The following is a 20,178-nucleotide window of genomic DNA, read 5'->3' as shown; positions in this document are numbered from 1 at the left end:
TTCACTTTTAATAGATTTTGATTAGACATTAAATAGATTTCTCAGATTTAAATAATTTAGGGGGGAATTTTTATAGTAAATTTTTTTCATGAAATTCCCATAATAAATTGTAGTTTTCCAGAGTAACAGGTACTAATTACACAGAAAAATTCGTATTATTTCACATTTAAATCATAGATTAGTAAAGGAGTGTGATCTAGATGAATCCTTTTTTAATAAAAATAGTAAAATCATTTTTGGGTGTAATTGTGTTCGACCTGATATTACTTACTTATTGCTTATTATTAGGTAGTTATTTTCATATTTTACATTCTTTTACGTGGTTCGGATTTAAAATAATTGTTTTACCATTTAGCTTTCTAGCATTTATTATTTCGATTGTTTATTTTAGTAAAAAAATAAACATGGAAGGTAATGTTGAACAAGAAGAAATTAAAATGGACCATTCAACAAGGATGGGGAAATACCATCAGCTAGAAAAAAATTGAACTGAGGTGGTAAAATGGACCTCGAAAATATTGTTTTACGAAATATTGATGAGCGGATCAAACGATTAAGAACAAAACAAGATGAAGATGGAACTTGGGAATTTTGTTTTGAAGGTTCATTAATGACGGATAGTTTTATGATTTTATTAATGAATGATCTTGAATACAAAAATCAAAAGGTAATGGACGGGATTATTGATCGAATCATCAATCTTCAATATCCAAATGGAGCCTGGAAATTATACGAAGATGAAAAAGAAGGAAACTTAAATGCAACGGTACAAGCTTACATAGCTTTATTAATCTCAAAAAAGTATACAAAAGAACATTTAAGTATGAAAAAAGCTGAAAAATTTATTCGTGAAAACGGTGGTATTAAAAAAACACATTTTATGTTAAAGGTGATTCTGGCTACTCATGGTTTGATTGAGTATCCCAAATTATTTTACTTTCCGATGAGTTATTTTTTACTGCCAGATAAAATACCGTTAAGTTTATTTGATTTAAGCAATTATGCTAGAGTTCATTTAGTTCCAATGATCATTTGTATAAATAAGCGATTTAAAGTGAAATTGGATGACGATCTAAATATCGATCATCTTATGGAAACTAGTGAGGTAGATTGGTTTTATGAAGAACGAGGGAGTTTTTATCAATTTTTACTTGAAGAAGGAAAGAAGTTAGCTTCATATCCTCTTTATTTTCAGCAAAAGGGATATGAAAAGGCAAAGAACTTTATGCTTGATCGTATTGAAACAAATGGAACTTTTTATAGCTATGCTACTTCGACGTTTTATATGATTTATGCCTTAATGGCTTTAGGCTATGAAACTACTTCATCTGTTATTCAAAATGCGCTACAGGGACTTCTTTCATATGCAGCTGATACTGAAGCAGGAATTCATATTCAAAATTCGCCATCAAAAGTTTGGGATACTGCATTATTGTCATATGCCATACAAGAAGCTGGTTACAAAGTAAGTGATCCGATTGTATCGAAATCGATAAGTTACTTAATTAAAAAACAACAGAATAGTATTGGTGATTGGAAGATTCATGCTAAAAATGTAAGTCCTGGTGGTTGGGGTTTTTCCGATGTTAATTCTTTTATCCCAGATAATGATGATACTGGTGCTGCTTTAAGGGCATTAGCAAGAAGCGCTTTAGATCAATCCACAATTCATGATCGTTGGTTAAGAGGGGTACATTTTTTACTTGGACTTCAAAATGAAGATGGTGGTTGGGGAGCATTTGAAAAAAATGTAACGAATAAGTGGCTAACATTTGTGCCAATTGAAAATGCAAAAGATGCAATCATTGATCCTTCCACTGCAGATTTAACAGGTCGCATTTTAGAATTTATTGGATATTATACGTCCATTTCAAACGATGACCCGATTGTGAAAAAGGCAGTTGATTGGCTTTTAAAAAACCAAAAAAGAAATGGCAGCTGGTATGGTAGGTGGGGAATTTGTTATATTTATGGAACTTGGGCAGCGATTACTGGTCTTAGAGCAGTAGGGATTCCTAAAAATCATGAGGCAATTAAAAAAGCTGAGAAATGGTTAGTTAGTATTCAAAACGAAGACGGAGGGTGGGGAGAATCGGGTCTTTCAGCTGTTAAAAATAAATATGTTCCTTTAAAATATAGTACTCCTAGTCAAACAGCCTGGGCAGTTGATGCTTTACTTTCAATTCGCAATAAAGAAGATGAAGTAATTAGAAAAGGAATTAAATTTTTAACGAATCAAACTGATTTGACTAATAAAGCATTAACTTACCCAACAGGATTAGGCTTACCCGGTCAGTTTTATATCCACTATCATAGCTATAATGAAATTTATCCGCTATTAGCACTAGCACATTATAAAAATAGTTAAATAATACTATTATGTTAACAAAATATATTTATTTTTGAAAATCTTTCCATAAATGTCTTTTCTTTAACATATAAATATAGTAAACTGTTTTATATTCAATATAACAACTAAATAATCCTTATCGAGAGCGGTGGAGGGACTGGCCCTATGAAACCCGGCAACTTTAGCGAAAGCTAAAAAGTGCTAAATCCAGCATGTTTAAAACATGAGAGATAAGGCGTAATCTGTACTTTAACGTCATTCTCTCATTTTGTTGAGAGAATGGCGTTTTTTATTTTATATAAACGGGAAGTGATTGAATGGGCTTATTGGAAAAGTTAAAGGATGGAATTGTTTTAGGTGATGGCGCAATGGGAACACTTTTGTACTCTGGCGGACTTCACAGTTGTTTTGAAGAACTTAATATTACTGAGCGTGATCGGATCATTCATATACATGAACAATATATAGATGCTGGCGCAGAAGTGATTCAAACTAATTCATACGGTGCTAATGCCGGAAAACTGAGACAATATGGTTTGGAGAAGCTTGTTAAGCAAATCAATCAAATGGCTGTTAGAAATGCTAGAGCGGCTTCAAAAGGAAGAGCTTTAGTAATTGGTGGGATCGGTGGAATGAAATATGTAGGTTCTACTTTTACGACAGCTTTAGAACGTGAGATGATGATACTTGAGCAAGCTTCAGCCTTACTAGAAGAAGGCGTAGATGGGATTATGCTTGAAACATTTTATGATGAAAATGAATTATATGATGCTGTCAATCTATTAAGAGGAAGAACCGATTTACCAATCATTGCCCAAGTAACACTACAAGAAATTGGCGTCATGCAAAGTGGGCAATATATTGAAAAAATTCTTCCTAATTTAGTAGATTTAGGTGCAGATGTAGTCGGAATCAATTGTCATCTTGGACCTCTTCATATGCTGGAGTCATTAAATACAGTTTCATTACCGACAAATGGTTATTTATCGGCATTCCCAAATTCAGGATTACCGCTATACACTGAGGGGAAATACGTATACAAATCGAATCCAGAATATTTTGAAGATATGGCAAAACCATTTATTGAACAAGGTGTAAGATTAATCGGTGGATGCTGCGGTACAACACCAGCGCATATCGCTGCTTTACGAAGTAAGATTGATACTTTACAGCCTGTTACAAAAAAAGAAGTGAAAAACAGAGCAATTAAAATTACAATTCCAAAGCAAGTAGAGCAAAAGAATGAAACGCTAGCAGAAAAGGCAAAAAATAAAACGACAATCATTGCAGAGCTAGATCCGCCAAAAACATTACAAACAAGAAAGTTTTTTGAAGGAGCGAAGGCATTACATAGAGCAGGGGCTGATGCAATCACCTTAGCAGATAATCCTTTAGCTTCACCTAGAATTTCGAATGTGGCGATGGCATCCCTGCTTCAAAGACTGGATGTACCGGTCTTGACGCATCTAACTTGTAGAGATCGGAATATGATTGGACTCCAATCTCATTTAATGGGGTTAGCAACTTTAGGATTAAATGAGGTTCTAGCTATAACAGGTGATCCAGCAAGGGTAGGAGATTTTCCAGGTGCAACTTCAGTTTATGATGTAGCATCACTTGAACTGATTCGAATGATTAAAGAAATGAATGAAGGTAGACTTTATTCCGGTAAGAGCTTAGGAAATGGAACAAGATTTTCAGTCGCTGCTGCTTTTAATCCGAATGTCCGAAAATTTGATGCAGCAATTAAAAGGCTTGAGAAAAAGGTCGAGGCGGGTGCGGATTATTTTTTAACACAGCCAATATATGATTTTGAAACGATTGATAAATTATATGAGGCAACACGTCATATAAAACAGCCAATTTTTATTGGAATTATGCCACTAGTTAGTAAGAAAAATGCTGATTTTATCCATTATGAAGTACCAGGAATTACTTTATCAGAAGAGGTAAGAAATAGAATTTCATCAGTTGAACCAGAAAGAGCAGTTGATGAAGGTAAACAAATTGCGAAAGAGCTAATTGATTATGTTAAGGATAAATTTAACGGGATTTATTTTATCACTCCATTTTTGAAGTATGAAATAACAGAGGACTTAATTCAATTTACTAAAAGCAGCAATAAAGAGGAGATCCAACTATGAAAACTTTAGATGTAGCATTAAAAGAAAAAATATTACTTCTTGATGGAGCAATGGGAACGATGATCCAGCAAAGAGACTTAACAGCAGAAGACTTTGGTGGAGAAGAATACGAAGGCTGTAACGAATATTTAGTTGTTACAAGACCGGATGTAATACAAGAAATTCATGAGGAGTATATAGCCGCTGGGTCTGACATTATCGAAACAAACACTTTTGGAGCAACAAATATTGTTTTATCTGATTATAATTTGCAACATTTAGATATTGAACTAAATGAAATTGCGGCAAAGATTGCAAAGCAAGCAGTTTTAGCATCTGGTAAAGAGGTATATGTAGCAGGTGCGATGGGTCCAACAACAAAAGCAATCAGCGTAACAGGTGGTGTGACTTTTGATGAATTAATTACTGCATATAAACGTCAAGCAACTGGCTTAATTAACGGTGGTGTAGATGTTTTATTAGTTGAAACTTGTCAAGATATGAGAAATGTGAAAGCAGCTTGTATCGGAATTAGTAATGCATTTAACGAATTAAATAAAAAATTACCAGTTATGATCTCAGGAACGATTGAACCGATGGGGACAACATTAGCAGGTCAAACAATTGATGCTTTTTACTTAGCAATTGAACATATTTCTCCAATTTCAGTTGGATTAAACTGTGCAACAGGACCTGAATTTATGAGGGATCATGTTCGTTCCTTGTCAGAGCTATCTGAGACATTTGTTTCATGTTATCCAAATGCTGGTTTACCAGATGAAGATGGACATTACCATGAATCACCAGAATCTTTAGCGCACAAAGTACGTGATTTTGCTGAACAAGGTTGGATCAATATTATAGGTGGGTGCTGTGGAACGACACCTGATCATATTAGAGCAATGAAAGAAGCAGTGAGTGGCATAACGCCTCGTCAACCTAAAAAAAGAGAAGAACATGCGGTTAGTGGTTTAGAATCACTTTGTTATGACGATAGTATGAGACCACTTTTCGTCGGTGAAAGAACAAATGTTATTGGATCTCGTAAATTTAAAAATTTAATAGCTGATGGAAAATTTGAAGAAGCTTCAGAGATTGCTAGAGCTCAAGTGAAAAAGGGTGCCCATGTCATCGACGTATGTATGGCAGATCCTGATCGTGATGAAGTTGAAGATATGGAAAATTTCCTAAAGCAGCTAGTTAATAAAGTAAAAGTACCTATCATGATTGATTCAACTGATGAAAAAGTAATTGAGTTAGCACTTACTTATATTCAAGGTAAAGCTATTATTAATTCGATAAATCTTGAAGACGGAGAGGAACGATTTGAGAAAATTATACCTCTCATTCATAAATATGGTGCTGCAGTCGTTGTTGGTACGATTGATGAAGATGGGATGGCTGTATCGGCAGAGAGAAAATTGGAAGTTGCAAAAAGAAGTTATCAACTATTAACTCAAAAATATAAAATTCGTGCAACAGACATTATCTTTGATCCGCTTGTTTTCCCTGTTGGAACAGGTGATACGCAATATATCGGTTCAGCAAAAGCGACAATTGATGGCATTAAACTAATTAAGGATGCATTTCCTGAGTGTTTAACGATTTTAGGTTTAAGTAATATTTCATTCGGATTACCAAATGCTGGGCGTGAAGTGTTAAATGCAGTTTTCTTATATCATTCTACAAAAGCTGGACTTGATTACGCGATCGTAAATACTGAGAAACTAGAACGATTTGCTTCAATTCCTGCTATAGAACGTGAGCTAGCTGAGAATTTATTATTTCATACGTCACAAGAAACATTAGATAAATTTGTAGAGCATTTTAGAAATTCAGTAAAGAAAGAAGAAAAACCAAAAGAACAACTTCCAATTGAAGAAAGATTAGCCGCGTGTGTAGTTGAAGGATCAAAGCAAGGGTTAATAGAAGATCTTCAAGCTTGTCTCGATCGTGGTGACACACCGTTAAATATTATTAATGGCCCACTTATGACTGGAATGGATGAAGTTGGAAGACTTTTTAATAATAATGAGCTAATCGTTGCTGAAGTATTACAAAGTGCTGAAGTAATGAAGGCATCTGTAAACTTTTTAGAGCAGTTTATGGAGAAAACTGAAAGCTCTCGAAAAGGAAAAGTCATTTTAGCAACAGTAAAAGGTGATGTTCATGATATCGGAAAGAACTTAGTTGATATTATTTTGACAAATAACGGGTTTGATGTTGTCAATTTAGGCATTAATATTCGACCAGATGATTTAATTACAAAGATTCGTGAAAACAAACCAGACATTATTGGATTATCGGGCTTATTAGTAAAATCTGCGCAACAAATGGTTATTACAGCAGGTGACTTAAAAAGTGCAGGAATAAACACACCTATATTAGTTGGAGGCGCTGCATTAACTAGAAAATTTACTGAAAACCGTATTCAGCCAATTTACGATGGATTAGTTGTTTACTCAAATGACGCAATGACTGGATTAGATTTTGCAAATAAAATTGTTAATCCTATTGAATTAAAAGCATTAGAAGAAAAGAAAAAGGCAATTAAAAAAATAGACAACATAATTGAAGTGCCTGTTCCTGAAATTAGTACAAAGAGATCAGCCATACAAAAGTCGGATTGTCTTGTTCCTTCATCTTTAAGTAAAACGGTTATAAAAAATATTCCAGTAGCTCAAGTGGCACCGTTTATTAATTACCAAATGCTAATTGGTCATCATTTAGGAGTAAAAGGTAAATGGGAAAATCAAGAACGTGGCCAAGAGTTATACGAGTTAGTTCAAGAATTCTTAAAAGATGGAAATGAATATTTTGACTGTAAAGTAATCTATCAATTTTTCCCTGCTCAAAGTGATGGCAATGATGTCATTATCTATGATTCTGAAACGAAAAAAACAATTGAGCGCTTTCAATTTCCAAGACAAAGAAAAGAGCCAAACCTTTGTATAAGCGACTTTTTAAATCCGGTTGGTGAAGAGATGGATTATGTTGGGTTCTTCTCTGTAACATCAGGCCCACGAGTAAGAAATATTGCTGAAAGATTGAAACAAGAAGGGGAATATTTAAAGAGTCATGTTTTATTCTCATTAGCGCTAGAATTAGCAGAAGGTTTAGCTGAGAAAACGCATATGCTGATGAGAGAAAAATGGGGATTCCCAGATCGTCCAGATTTCACGATGTCTGAGCGTTTTAAAGCAAGATATCAAGGAATCAGGGTGTCATTTGGTTATCCTGCTTGTCCAAATCTAGAAGATCAAGAAAAGCTATTTAAGTTAATTAACCCAAATGAAATTGGGATTAATCTGACAGAAGGATTTATGATGTTACCAGAAGCATCTGTAACTGCAATGGTATTCTCGCATAAAGATGGAAGATATTTTTCGGTTTAAAAAGAAAGAATAATTATTCATTTGAATCAATAAAACAAAAATTTAAAGGTAGTAGAAATAATTCATGCATCAATCTACTACCTTTTTCCTAAGAAAAAGAGGAGTGGAAAAAATGCCTGTAATTATTAATCAAGATTTACCTGCTACTGAAATACTAACAAAAGAAAATGTTTTTTATATGACGAAAGAGCGAGCGGAGTCACAAGATATTAGGCCGCTTCAAATAGGCATTTTAAATTTAATGCCAACTAAAATTGAAACGGAAACACAATTATTACGTTTAATTGCTAATTCCCCTTTACAAGTAGAGGTCGATTTAATCGGTACGGAATCGTATAAACCTAAAAATGTTTCAGAGGAGCATGTTTCAAGCTTTTATAAAACAATTTCACAAATTCAAAATTCAAAATATGATGGCTTTATTATTACCGGTGCACCGGTTGAGACAATGGAGTATGAAGAAGTTGAGTATTGGTCGGAGCTTAAAGAAATCATGGACTATACAAAAGAAAATGTAACTTCTACATTGCATATATGTTGGGGTGCACAAGCAGGTCTTTATCATCACTACGGTGTTCCTAAATATACATTAGATCAAAAAATGTTTGGTGTTTTCCCACACTCAGTAGAGGATCGCTTTGTGAAACTAGTGCGTGGCTTTGATGACGAGTATTATGTACCTCATTCAAGACATACTGAAGTTAGGAAGGAAGACATCGATCAAATAGGAGAATTGAAGATTTTGAGTTTATCAGACGATGCAGGTGTCCATCTTGTTACTAATGAGGATGGAAAGCAAATTTTTGCAACTGGACATCATGAATATTGTATAAATACTTTAAAATCAGAATATGAAAGAGATGTACAAAGAGGAGCGGAAATTGCTATTCCAAAAAACTATTTCCGAAATGATAATCCGAAACAACCACCAATTGTACGTTGGAGAAGTCATGCGAATCTACTTTTCTCTAATTGGTTAAATTATTACGTTTATCAAGAAACCCCTTACAATTTATAATGTTATATTTTAAGTTTCATAATTTTGTCAAATACTAAAAAAAAATAATTGGAAAATTAAAAAAAGTGTTTGCTATTTTCATAAAACATTCCCATAATGGAAATAATATCAAATTTTAACGGAGGAGATCATATGAAGGACTGTATATCTATCGGCCTATTAGGACTTGGAACTGTTGGAAGTGGTGTTGTAAAAATTGTTGAAGATCATCAGGACAGATTAGCCCATCAAATCGGTTGTTCTGTTCAAGTAAAAAAGGTTCTTGTAAAGGACCTTGAAAAGGAACGTTCAATTTCAATTCAAAAGGATTTATTAACAACAAATGCATATGAAATTTTAGATGATGCTGAAGTAGATGTTGTTGTAGAGGTAATGGGTGGAATTGAAGATGCAAGAAAATACATACTCCATGCTCTGCGCAATAAAAAACATGTTGTCACAGCTAATAAAGATTTAATGGCTTTATACGGTACTGAATTACTCCGTGTAGCAAATGAAAATAAATGCGATTTATTTTATGAGGCTAGCGTTGCTGGTGGGATCCCGATTATTCGTAGTTTAGTAGATGGTTTAGCCTCAGACCGCGTAAATAAATTAATGGGAATTGTAAATGGAACAACAAACTTTATTCTTACAAAGATGAGCAATGAAGGAAAAGCATATGAAGATGTGTTAAAAGAAGCTCAGGAACTCGGCTTTGCAGAAGCAGATCCAACATCTGACGTTGAAGGATTAGATGCTGCGAGAAAAATGACAATTTTAGCTAAATTAGGTTTTTCAATGGATGTTGAACTAGAAGACGTGCAAGTACGTGGAATTAGTTCAGTATCCTCAGAAGACATTGATTTTGCTAAATACTTCGGTTATACTATGAAACTTATCGGTTATGCGAAGAGAAATGATAATCGAATTGAAGTGAGTGTTGGACCAACTTTAATTGCACATAATCATCCATTAGCTTCTGTTAGCAATGAATTTAATGCAGTTTATGTATATGGTGAAGCTGTTGGAGAAACGATGTTCTATGGACCAGGTGCAGGTAGTTTACCAACTGCAACTGCAATCGTTTCAGATTTAGTAGCAGTAATGAAAAACATGCGATTAGGAGTAAACGGTACAAGTGCTGTTTTACCACAATATCCAAAAGAAATAAAAGAAGATCATGAAATTTATTTTAAATCTTTCTTCCGCTTTACAGTTAAAGATCAATTAGGTTCGTTTGCTGAAATTACGTCTATTTTTACTGAATCTGATATCAGTTTTGAGAAAATTATTCAAGTTCCATTAAAGCATAAAGGTCTTGCTGAAATCATTTTAGTAACACACCAAGCATCATATTCATCTTACAAAAAAGTAATTGAAAGCCTTGAAATTTCTGATGTAGTCGATGAAGTACGTAGCTATTATCGAATTGCAGGTGAAGATCACGATGTATAATGGATTAATCGATAAATATTCAAATTTCTTACCAATCAATGAAGAAACACCGAAATTAACTTTAAATGAAGGAAATACGCCATTACTGTTTTTACCTCGCTTATCACAGGAGTGGGGAATTGAGTTATTTGTAAAATTAGAAGGGCTAAACCCTACAGGTTCATTTAAAGATCGTGGGATGGTAATGGCTGTTGCTAAGGCAAAGGAAGCAGGAAGTTCAGCGATTATTTGTGCATCAACAGGTAATACATCTGCTGCAGCTGCTGCTTATGCTGCAAGAGCTGGTATGAAATGTTTTGTTATTATTCCTAATGGCAAAATTGCATATGGTAAACTTGCGCAGGCAGTCATGTATGGAGCTCATATTATTAGTATTGATGGGAATTTTGATCACGCTTTACAAATGGTAAGAAAAATAAGTGAGTCTGAACCAATTACATTAGTAAATTCCGTAAATCCATATCGAATCGAAGGCCAAAAAACAGCTGCCTTTGAAATTTGTGAGCAATTGGAAGAAGCTCCAGATATATTAGCAATTCCAGTCGGAAATGCAGGGAATATTACAGCTTATTGGAAAGGATTTAATGAATACAATACATCAAAAGGTTATCAATTACCGAAAATGCATGGATTTCAAGCAGAAGGTGCAGCACCAATTGTTAACAATAAAAAGATTGAAAATCCTGAAACAATTGCAACAGCTATTCGAATTGGTAACCCAGCAAGTTGGGAACACGCAGTAAATGCAATTGAGCAATCAAACGGTGCAATCGATAGTGTATCTGATGAGGAAATCCTACAAGCATATAAATGGATTGCATCAAAAGAAGGCGTTTTTGCAGAACCAGGTTCATGTGCAAGTGTTGCTGGAGTATTTAAACAAGTTCAGTCTGGTGTAATTAAAAAAGGCTCAAAAGTAGTAGCCATTTTAACGGGTAATGGATTAAAGGATCCAGATATCGCCATTCAATCAAGTAAAATTGAACCAATATTGTTACCGAATGAAGAAAAGACTGTATTAGAACATTTACAAGGTGTGGTTTCGATATGAAAAAACTTTTCCAAATAACAGTTCCTGCAAGCACTGCAAATGTAGGACCTGGTTTTGATTCAATTGGTATCGCTTTAGATCGATACTTAACGATTGAAGTATTTGATCACGATCAATATAGCTGTGAGGGATTTAGTGAATACTTGAAAGATATCCCACTTGATCAAACAAATTTAATCTTAAAAACAGCTATTGATGTGGCAAAAGCATATCATAAGCAGTTGCCAACTTGTCATTTAAAGCTTGAAAGTAATATTCCGTTAACAAGAGGTTTAGGCAGTAGTGCCTCAGCAATAGTAGGTGGCATTATACTAGCGAATGAACTTTGTAATCTTCAATTATCTCTAGAACAACAGCTTCAAATCGCAACGAAACTTGAAGGTCATATGGATAATGTAGGTGCATCACTTTATGGCGGTTTAGTTATTGGGACTTTTATAGATGGAAAAGCATATATCCAACACTCGACATTAAATAAGGTGTCAGTTGTTGCAATTATACCAAAATACGAATTAGAAACTGTCCATGCAAGAAATATATTACCATCAACGATTCCTTTTAAGGACGCTATACAATCTAGCAGCTACAGTAATCTATTAGTATTAGCATTATTAACAGAAAATTGGGCTTTAGCAGGCGATATGATGAAACGAGATCTGTTCCACGAACCATATCGATGCAAAATTGTAAAAGAGCTCGACACTTTAAAACAAATCCAATTACCAAAATACGTACATGGTTTTGTATTAAGTGGTGCCGGCCCTACAGTACTTGCCTTTGTTTCAATTGAAAGTTGTACTGAAGCAATAAACTACTTTACACGATTATTTCCAAATTGTGATGTAAGTGAATTGAAAATAGAAAACAAAGGTGCAACAGTTAAACATTCAATCCACTCAAATTAAAAATAAACCACTCAACAAGGAATCGTTGAGTGGTTTATTTTTTTAAAGAGGAGGTACAAATAATTTCTATTAATGTCCAAATATTAATAGAGTTTATTTTCCCCTTTCTTTTCGATATTTTTCAGCAAGTAATTGCTTAACTTGATTATAGGTTAAACCAGAATTTGCATTTTTTCTTTTCACTTCATCTATGTCGGTTCCAGTTATCGAAAAACGTTTATCATTCATTTTAGCTTCATCTCCGAAATATAATAGTTAATCTTATTATTTATTACTTATACGGAAAATATGCTAGATAAAGTTTTTGTAATTAAAATGAAGCTAAAAAAAGATAAAATTATTGGTAAGATTAGGAATAGGGGATAAAATAAATTGGAAATTTCACATAGAAAATATATTGCAAATTAATCGAGAAAAAGAAGTTAGAAATTCAATGAAATGAAAATAGAAATGAATTCTCATATGATTTAGATCAGAATGTAATTAGAAATAAAAAAACGAGCCCATAGAACGGCTCGTCTTATTTTTTATAAACTTTTACAGTAACTGTTTTAACTCCCCATTTTAGGGCATTTTTCTGACTTGGGATAAATACATCAATTTTATTTCCTTTTAGTGAACCGCCAGTATCTCCAGCAATGGCATAGCCATAACCTTCAACATATACTTTAGAGCCTAGTGGAATAACTTTTGGATCCACAGAAATAACTTTTGCTTTTGGATTCTTTTTTAAATTTATGCCAGTAGCTGTTATACCACTACATCCTTTGCAGCTACCAGTGTAAGCTGTAGCTTTCATTTTAATTACTTTATAAGGTTTAGCAGCTTTAGCCGTTGTTTTTTTAGCTGTTGATTTTTTAGTCGTTGTTTTCTTAGTTGCAGGTTTAATTTGCAATACTTGATTTACTCTAATAAGGTCTGATTTTAAATGATTCCAAGATTTGATTTGAGAAACTGTTACCTTTTGTTTTTTTGCGATAGCAGATAAAGTATCCCCAGATTTAACTTTATAAGTTGCTGCATATGTATTTGTCGTAAATCCCATTGTTAGAATAACAGTAGTAACAAAACATGTCATTAATTTTTTCATATTTCCGCTCCTGTTCATCTTCTATGTATAATACTTTACCATGGCAATATGACAATAAGATTTCAGTGGTTTTATTTTATATTACAAATATATTACTTATTTTTATAATTTTCTATAAATTCTGCATAATTGTTACAGGTTATTTCGACATGGTTCCAATTTAAAATGTCGATCCCCTAAATATGAACTAGGATGCTTGATTTTATTGGGTTAGAGAGTTGAAATGATATGGTGAATGGGGAAAGTTAAACAGTAAAAAATTTTCAATTATGTATTTAAAAGTTTAGAAAAACGAATTTTTTTCCACAAAATAATGAGTTTTCTTAATTTGAAATTAAAAAACAATGTAACAATTCGTGCGGTTTTGTAATATTTGATAAAGTTTTTCAGCCATGAAATTAGATTTATGTATTACTAAAATTTACTAAAGACACCTTTCATCAGAAACAAACATACCATTCTTCTTTCATAGTAGACAAAATGTACGATTTCAGCATATTTCAACAAGCTTGTGTAGGATTTTAATATTGTTAAAAGTAGTATGATTAGACTAAATATTTTGAATAATGTATAATAACAAATGTACTTATAAAACCAAAAGGTGGGGTCGTATGTCAACTAATACATATTCACTTACATGGGATTTAGATGTTTTCTTTAAAGGAGGCAGTGAATCTCCTGCATTCGCAACATACATAAATGAAATTACTAGTTTAGTAGAAAGATTAGAAAGAAAAGTTTCTTTGTTTTCTGCACCTAAAAGTAGTGATGAAATTGAGGAATTAGCTGATATCATAGGTAATATTGAAGTAATAGGTAAAAAATTATCACAAGCTGGTGGGTTTGTTAGTTGTTTACAAGCTCAAAATATGGCTGATCAAAAGGCTAATTTATTAAGAGGAACTTTAACGCAGCTTTATGCAACATTTTCTACTTCCTTAACAAAATTCCATAATCAATTAACTAAAATTGAAGATTCTGTTTGGAAAGATATGTTAGAAACTGATGAATTTAAGGAAATTTCTTTCGCATTAAACGAGCGTCGTCAAAAAGCTAGTGAATTATTATCAGTTGATCAAGAGGCATTAATTACTGCTCTTTCAGTTGATGGATATCATGGTTGGGGCCAAATGTACGATACTGTTGTAGGGAAAATGCAGATTGAACATGATGATAAAGTTTTATCTGTTGGTCAAGCTTCAAATCTCTTTTCTTCAAAAGATCGCAATGTGCGTAAAGAGATTTTTGAGAAATGGGAAGAAACATGGGGTGAGGAGTCAGATTATTTCGCTAAAATCTTAAACCATCTTGCAGGTTTTCGTTTAAGTGTATACGGACAACGTGGATGGAATAATGTATTAAAAGAACCATTATCGATCAATCGTATGAGTCAAGAAACACTTGATTCAATGTGGGGTGCAATCATCGACAATAAGGCTCCATTTGTTGATTATTTAGAGAGAAAAGCTAAATTACTAGGCGTAGAGAAATTAAGTTGGTATGATTTAGATGCGCCTGTTGCTGATATTGATTCCTCGGTTTCATATTCTGAAGGTGCAGAATTTATATTAAATCAATTTGGTAAATTTGGTGATGAATTAACTAGTTTTACAAAGATGGCTTTCGAAGACTCTTGGATTGAAGCAGAGGATCGTGCAGGAAAACGTCCAGGCGGTTTCTGTACAGGATTTCCTGAAAGTAGTCAATCTCGTATATTCATGACATATTCAGGTACACCTTCGAATGTTTCAACATTAGCACATGAATTAGGTCATGCTTTCCATTCATTTGCGATGAAGGATGTTCATACGCTTAATAAGTATTATGCAATGAATGTTGCCGAAACAGCTTCTACATTTGCAGAAATGATTGTAGCTGATGCAGCTGTTAAAAATGCGAGTTCTGATCAAGAGCGGTTAGCTCTACTGGAAGACAAAATACAACGTAGTGTAGCATTTTATATGAATATTCATGCTCGTTTCTTGTTTGAAACACGTTTTTACGAAGAGCGTAAAAATGGTGTTGTAAGTAAAAATAAAATAAATGAATTGATGGAAGAAGCTCAAAAAGAAGCGTATTGTGGGGCTTTAGAAGAATATCATCCACATTTCTGGGCATCAAAACTTCACTTTTATATCACAAGTGTGCCGTTTTATAACTTCCCATACACTTTTGGATACTTATTCTCATTAGGAATTTATGCAAAAGCACTGGAAGAAGGTAAGAGCTATGAACAGAAATATATTGCTCTTTTAAAAGATACAGCTTCTATGACAGTTGAAGAATTAGCTCAAAAACATTTAGGTGTCGATTTAACAAAACGCGATTTCTGGGAGAAGGCAGTAAAACTATCTCTTAAAGATGTTGAGGAATTTTTATCGATCACCGAATGATAACTTTTTATGAGGAGGACTCGTTTAATTACGAGTTCTTTTCCTGTTTTAATTGACTTTATTAAGATTATTGTAGATTTATTAAAAAAAGATAAAAAAATACGGAGGGGTTTTTAATCATTACCTCTTTAGTAGGGGAGTGACTAAAGTGAATAGTTTTAAATTTTTAAAACCATATAAAATAACAATTTTTGCGGCAATCTTCTTTTTACTTTTAGAACTAATAGTTGAATTATTTCAACCATATATTCTATCTAATATCATTAATAATGGAATCGTTCAAAAAGACATGGCTTATGTTACAAAATGGGGAATTGTCATGATCGTGCTTTCGATCGTTGCATTTATTGGAGGAGTATTGAATACATTTTATGCTACACATATTGCTCAAAGCTATTCATTTACGTTAAGGAAAACACTATTTGAGAAAGTGCAAACTTTTTCTTTTACGACATTTAGTTATTTACCAACTTCATCCATTATTACTAGATTGACAAATGACGTATCACAATTACAAAGTGCAGTATTTATGAGTTTAAGGATTATTTTGAGAGCGCCATTAATCGTAACTGGTAGTGTCGTAATGGCATTAATTTTAAATTGGAAACTTTCATTTATTCTATTTTTAATTTTACCTTTCTTGTTTATGTTCCTAAATTGGATGGTTAAAAAAGGTAGAAGGCTTTTTAAGACGGTCCAGGATAATGTGGATATTGTAAATAGTGTGCTAAGAGAAAATTTAGTCGGAATGAAATTAATTAAAGCCTTTGTACGAAATGACCATGAAAATAATCGATTTAAACAGATAAATCAAAATTTAAAACAAAAAACTTCTATTGCTCTGAGAACAATGGAAATTACGATGCCAGTCATGCTTCTATTTATGAATGCTGCCATATTAATTGTCTTGTGGTTTGGAAATAGTAAAGTACATTCACATGAAACAAATATAGGAGATATTGTTGCAATCGTAAATTATATTTCTCGAATTACTTCATCTTTTACTGTTTTTTCATTTATTATTAGTGCGTTTTCAAGAATGAGAGCTTCTTCTGAACGAATCGATGAAATATTAACGATTGAAGAAGACTTCGTAGAAAAAAATGAAGGGAACCATCTAGCAAATCGATTAGAAGGAAAAATTCAATTCCATCAAGTTTCTTTCAGTTATCCGAATTCTGAAAAAGAAGTGTTAAAAAATATTTCATTTGTTGCATACCCAGAACAAACAATTGCGATACTTGGTTCAACAGGTTCTGGAAAAACATCTTTATTCCAATTAATCCCTCGTTTATACGATGTTCAATCTGGAACAATATTAATTGATGATCAAGATATCCGAAAAATAAACAGTAAGCAACTAAGAGGACAGATTGGATATGTACCGCAAGAAGCGCTCCTCTTTACAGGAACAATTAAAGAAAACTTACTAATGGGTCGAGAAAATGCAACCGATGAGGAAGTTTATTTAGCTGCTAAACATGCGCAAATTCACGATTCAATTTTGAGTTTTCCTGATGGATATGAAAGTTTAATAGGTCAAAAAGGTGTTAACCTATCAGGTGGTCAAAAACAAAGACTTTCTATTGCAAGAGCAATCCTTCGAAATCCTAGTATTTTATTACTTGATGATAGTACGAGTGCATTAGATCTAAAAACTGAAGCTAGTTTGATTGAAGCTTTAAAAAATTATGAGTGTACGACACTAATCATCACTCAAAAAATCAGCACTGCTAAAAATGCAGATAAAATATTAATTATAGATGAAGGTGAACTTGTAGAAGAGGGAACACATGAATCTTTATTAAAAGATTCAAAACTATATAAAGCAATCTACTATTCTCAATATGGGAAGGAGGAAATTCATCATGTTAAAGGAGCTAACTAAACCCTTCCGATATAAGCATTTACAATTATCAAAGAATAAGAAGAAAAAAGATGCTGCTAGAGCAGATAATGTTTCCTCAACATTGAAAAGAATATGGTCTTACCTAGCATTAATGAAAGGGAAATTAGCTTTCGTTCTTTTAATGGTTTTAGCAAGCTCCGTACTCGGTTTATTAGGACCAGTACTAGTTGGTTATTCAATCGACCATTATATTTTAAAAAATAATTTAAGTGGTTTAAGTTTGTTAATCGTTGCTTTAGTGTTTATTTACTTAGGTTATTCAGCATCATTGTTTTTACAAAATTTTTGGATGATCGATATTGCTCAAAACACTGTAACAAAAATGAGAACAGAACTATTTAATATGTTTCATAAATTACCTATGTCATTTTTTGAAAAAAGACAACATGGAGAATTAATGAGCCGCGTAACAAATGACTTGGAAAATGTAAGTTCGACTTTAAATACTTCAGTGATTCAAGTATTTTCAAGTGTTTTAACTTTAATTGGTACGATTTCAGTGATGCTTTGGTATAGTCCAATCTTAACTTTATTGACTTTATCAATTGTACCAGTTTTAATAATTGGAATAAAATGGATTACGCACCGAACTGGCCAGCTTTATAAAATCCAACAACGTAACCTAGGCGAGTTAAATGGCTTTATTGAAGAAACAGTTTCCGGACAGAGAATCATCAAGACTTTTTCTCAAGAAGATAAAATGATTCGAGATTTTTTAAATAAAAATGAAAAATTGAAAAACTCAGGATTCTGGGCATTTATCTTTGCCGGATTTATTCCTAAATTTATGAATGTATTAAACAATGTAAGTTATGCAATCATCGCAGGGATTGGTGGTTACTTTGCCTATAAAGGACATATCTCTATTGGTACAATTGTTGTTTTTACGGAGTATTCAAGACAATTTACACGACCACTAAATGATTTATCAAATCAGTTTAATACATTACTTTCTGCAATCGCTGGTGCTGAGAGAGTATTCTCAATCATCGATGAAGATATTGAAGCAATTGATGAATCCCACATTATTAACGATGAAAAAGTTATTCAAGGTGAAGTTGAATATAAAAATGTTAATTTTTCATATGGGAAAGATACAAATACATTAACAAATGTTTCATTCAAAGTATCACAAGGTGAAACAATCGCATTAATTGGGCCAACTGGTGCAGGTAAAACAACAGTCGTAAATTTACTTTCACGCTTTTATCAAATCAATAGTGGTGATATACTCATAGATGGTGTAAGTATTGGACAATATTCTAGAAAAAACTTGAGACAGCAAATGGCATTTGTTTTACAAGATTCATTTTTATTTAAAGGAACAATTCGAGAAAATATTCGATATGGTCGTTTAGATGCAACAGATGAAGAAGTAGAAGAGGCTGCAAAACTTGCCAATGCACATAGTTTTATTATGAAAACTACAAAAGGATATGATACAATTTTACAACAAGATGATCAGCAAATTAGTCAAGGTCAAAAGCAACTTCTCTCAATTGCTCGAGCAATTCTAGCAAATCCCGCAATTTTAATTTTAGATGAAGCAACAAGTAGCATTGATACAATTACTGAAATTAAAATTCAAGAAGCTTTACAAAGACTAATGCAAGGCCGAACAAGCTTTGTGATTGCTCATCGACTTAATACAATTAAAAATGCTAATCAAATACTTGTTTTGAAAAATGGAATGTGTATAGAGAGAGGTTCACATGAAGAACTAATTGATAAACAAGGTTTTTACTATGAATTAGTAAAACATCAGGGGATGAATGAAGATCAGCATATATAATAAAGGGTGGAAGCATGGATTACAATTCATTTAAAGAAATTATTCACGGAAGAAGAAGTATTCGAAAATTTACTGATCAAGCAGTTTCAAATGAAATAATTGAAGAAGTTATCGACTGCGCACGTTATGCTCCAAGTGATACAAACTCACAAACTTGGGAGTTTATCATTATTAAAAACACTGACAAAATTAAAAAAATTGAAGAGATGACATGGGATTCACTACATGAAGTAGCTGAAAAAGCAAAAGAAAAAGGATTAGAAAAAGAAGGTAAATTATTAGTTCGCTCTTTTGGTCCTTATGCAACAGCATTTAGAGATGCACCAGTTTTAATTATTTGTTTAGCAACACCTTATGAATCAAAATTCAGAACAAAAATATTTGATCCAATTGGCTTTGTTGAAAATGAAGTTTGGAAAGAAGAAGGAATTAAAAGTAGTTGCTTAGCATCACAAAACTTAATGTTAGCAGCACATGCATTAGGTTTAGGAACATGTCCAATGACAGGTCCAGTCCTATTAGCTCAAGATAAACTTAGAACGTATTTAGAAATCGAAGAAGACCGCGAAATTAACATGGTCATTTCACTTGGATATCCTTCTGAACCAGCAAAAAAACTTGCACGTAAAGAAGTTTCGGACATTATTCGTTACGTAGATTAATAAATAAAGTAGCCCACGAAAAATATTCGTGGGCTTTTTTGTTTTACAAAAGA

14 protein-coding genes and 1 riboswitch are annotated in these 20,178 nt (G+C 33.0%); of the genes, 12 read left to right on the top strand and 2 right to left on the bottom strand.

Translation table 11 applies throughout. From position 1 onward, the window contains the following. The first annotated feature begins 200 nt into the window (after positions 1-200). The 8 genes from CN925_RS13215 (at position 201) to thrB (ending at position 12,279) form a co-directional block, all read left to right on the top strand. Positions 201-488: a hypothetical protein gene (locus tag CN925_RS13215; RefSeq protein ID WP_098846690.1), complete on the top strand. Its 288-nt coding sequence runs from the start codon at positions 201-203 to the stop codon at positions 486-488. A gap of 14 nt (positions 489-502) precedes the next feature. Beyond that, positions 503-2,368: a terpene cyclase/mutase family protein gene (locus tag CN925_RS13210; RefSeq protein ID WP_098846689.1), complete on the top strand. Its 1,866-nt coding sequence runs from the start codon at positions 503-505 to the stop codon at positions 2,366-2,368. Between the two features lie 115 nt (positions 2,369-2,483). After that, positions 2,484-2,587: riboswitch (SAM riboswitch) on the top strand. An 80-nt stretch (positions 2,588-2,667) separates the two neighbouring features. Beyond that, a complete protein-coding gene (locus CN925_RS13205) occupies positions 2,668-4,494 on the top strand; it encodes a bifunctional homocysteine S-methyltransferase/methylenetetrahydrofolate reductase (RefSeq protein WP_098846688.1) in 1,827 nt (608 codons plus the stop codon). Next, positions 4,491-7,868, top strand: a complete 3,378-nt coding sequence (metH, locus tag CN925_RS13200) for a methionine synthase (protein WP_098846687.1) — start codon at positions 4,491-4,493, stop codon at positions 7,866-7,868. The genes CN925_RS13205 and metH overlap by 4 nt, the downstream gene beginning before the upstream one ends. Positions 7,869-7,980: 112 nt before the next feature. Further along, positions 7,981-8,886, top strand: coding sequence for a homoserine O-acetyltransferase MetA (metA, locus tag CN925_RS13195; protein ID WP_098846686.1), 906 nt, complete (start codon positions 7,981-7,983; stop codon positions 8,884-8,886). 132 nt (positions 8,887-9,018) lie between these two features. After that, a complete protein-coding gene (locus CN925_RS13190) occupies positions 9,019-10,323 on the top strand; it encodes a homoserine dehydrogenase (RefSeq protein WP_098846685.1) in 1,305 nt (434 codons plus the stop codon). Beyond that, positions 10,316-11,374: a threonine synthase gene (gene thrC / locus CN925_RS13185; RefSeq protein WP_098846684.1), complete on the top strand. Its 1,059-nt coding sequence runs from the start codon at positions 10,316-10,318 to the stop codon at positions 11,372-11,374. The genes CN925_RS13190 and thrC overlap by 8 nt, the downstream gene beginning before the upstream one ends. After that, complete coding sequence (gene thrB, locus CN925_RS13180; RefSeq protein WP_098846683.1) at positions 11,371-12,279, top strand: homoserine kinase; 909 nt, start codon at positions 11,371-11,373, stop codon at positions 12,277-12,279. Before thrC ends, thrB begins: the two co-directional genes overlap by 4 nt. Positions 12,280-12,372: 93 nt before the next feature. Here thrB and CN925_RS21590 read toward each other — a convergent pair whose 3' ends face one another. Further along, positions 12,373-12,507 carry a hypothetical protein gene (locus CN925_RS21590; RefSeq protein ID WP_098846682.1) on the bottom strand — a complete coding sequence of 45 codons (135 nt, stop codon included), beginning with the start codon at positions 12,505-12,507 and terminating at the stop codon, positions 12,373-12,375. A gap of 292 nt (positions 12,508-12,799) precedes the next feature. Further along, positions 12,800-13,369: a 3D domain-containing protein gene (locus CN925_RS13170; RefSeq protein WP_098846681.1), complete on the bottom strand. Its 570-nt coding sequence runs from the start codon at positions 13,367-13,369 to the stop codon at positions 12,800-12,802. Between the two features lie 611 nt (positions 13,370-13,980). Here CN925_RS13170 and CN925_RS13165 point away from each other — a divergent pair. The 4 genes from CN925_RS13165 (at position 13,981) to CN925_RS13150 (ending at position 20,125) form a co-directional block, all read left to right on the top strand. Beyond that, complete coding sequence (locus tag CN925_RS13165; protein WP_098846680.1) at positions 13,981-15,762, top strand: M3 family oligoendopeptidase; 1,782 nt, start codon at positions 13,981-13,983, stop codon at positions 15,760-15,762. A 148-nt stretch (positions 15,763-15,910) separates the two neighbouring features. After that, a complete protein-coding gene (locus tag CN925_RS13160) occupies positions 15,911-17,650 on the top strand; it encodes an ABC transporter ATP-binding protein (RefSeq protein ID WP_286138343.1) in 1,740 nt (579 codons plus the stop codon). Next, complete coding sequence (locus tag CN925_RS13155; RefSeq protein ID WP_098846678.1) at positions 17,631-19,463, top strand: ABC transporter ATP-binding protein; 1,833 nt, start codon at positions 17,631-17,633, stop codon at positions 19,461-19,463. The genes CN925_RS13160 and CN925_RS13155 overlap by 20 nt, the downstream gene beginning before the upstream one ends. 14 nt (positions 19,464-19,477) lie before the next feature. Beyond that, positions 19,478-20,125 (top strand): nitroreductase family protein, encoded by a 648-nt coding sequence (locus tag CN925_RS13150; protein ID WP_098846677.1) that lies wholly within the window; start codon positions 19,478-19,480, stop codon positions 20,123-20,125. Positions 20,126-20,178: the final 53 nt, after the last annotated feature.

The organism is Bacillus sp. AFS055030, from assembly GCF_002574545.1.
Lineage (GTDB): Bacteria > Bacillota > Bacilli > Bacillales > Bacillaceae_G > Gottfriedia.
This window is presented reverse-complemented; position numbering and strand designations above follow the sequence as displayed.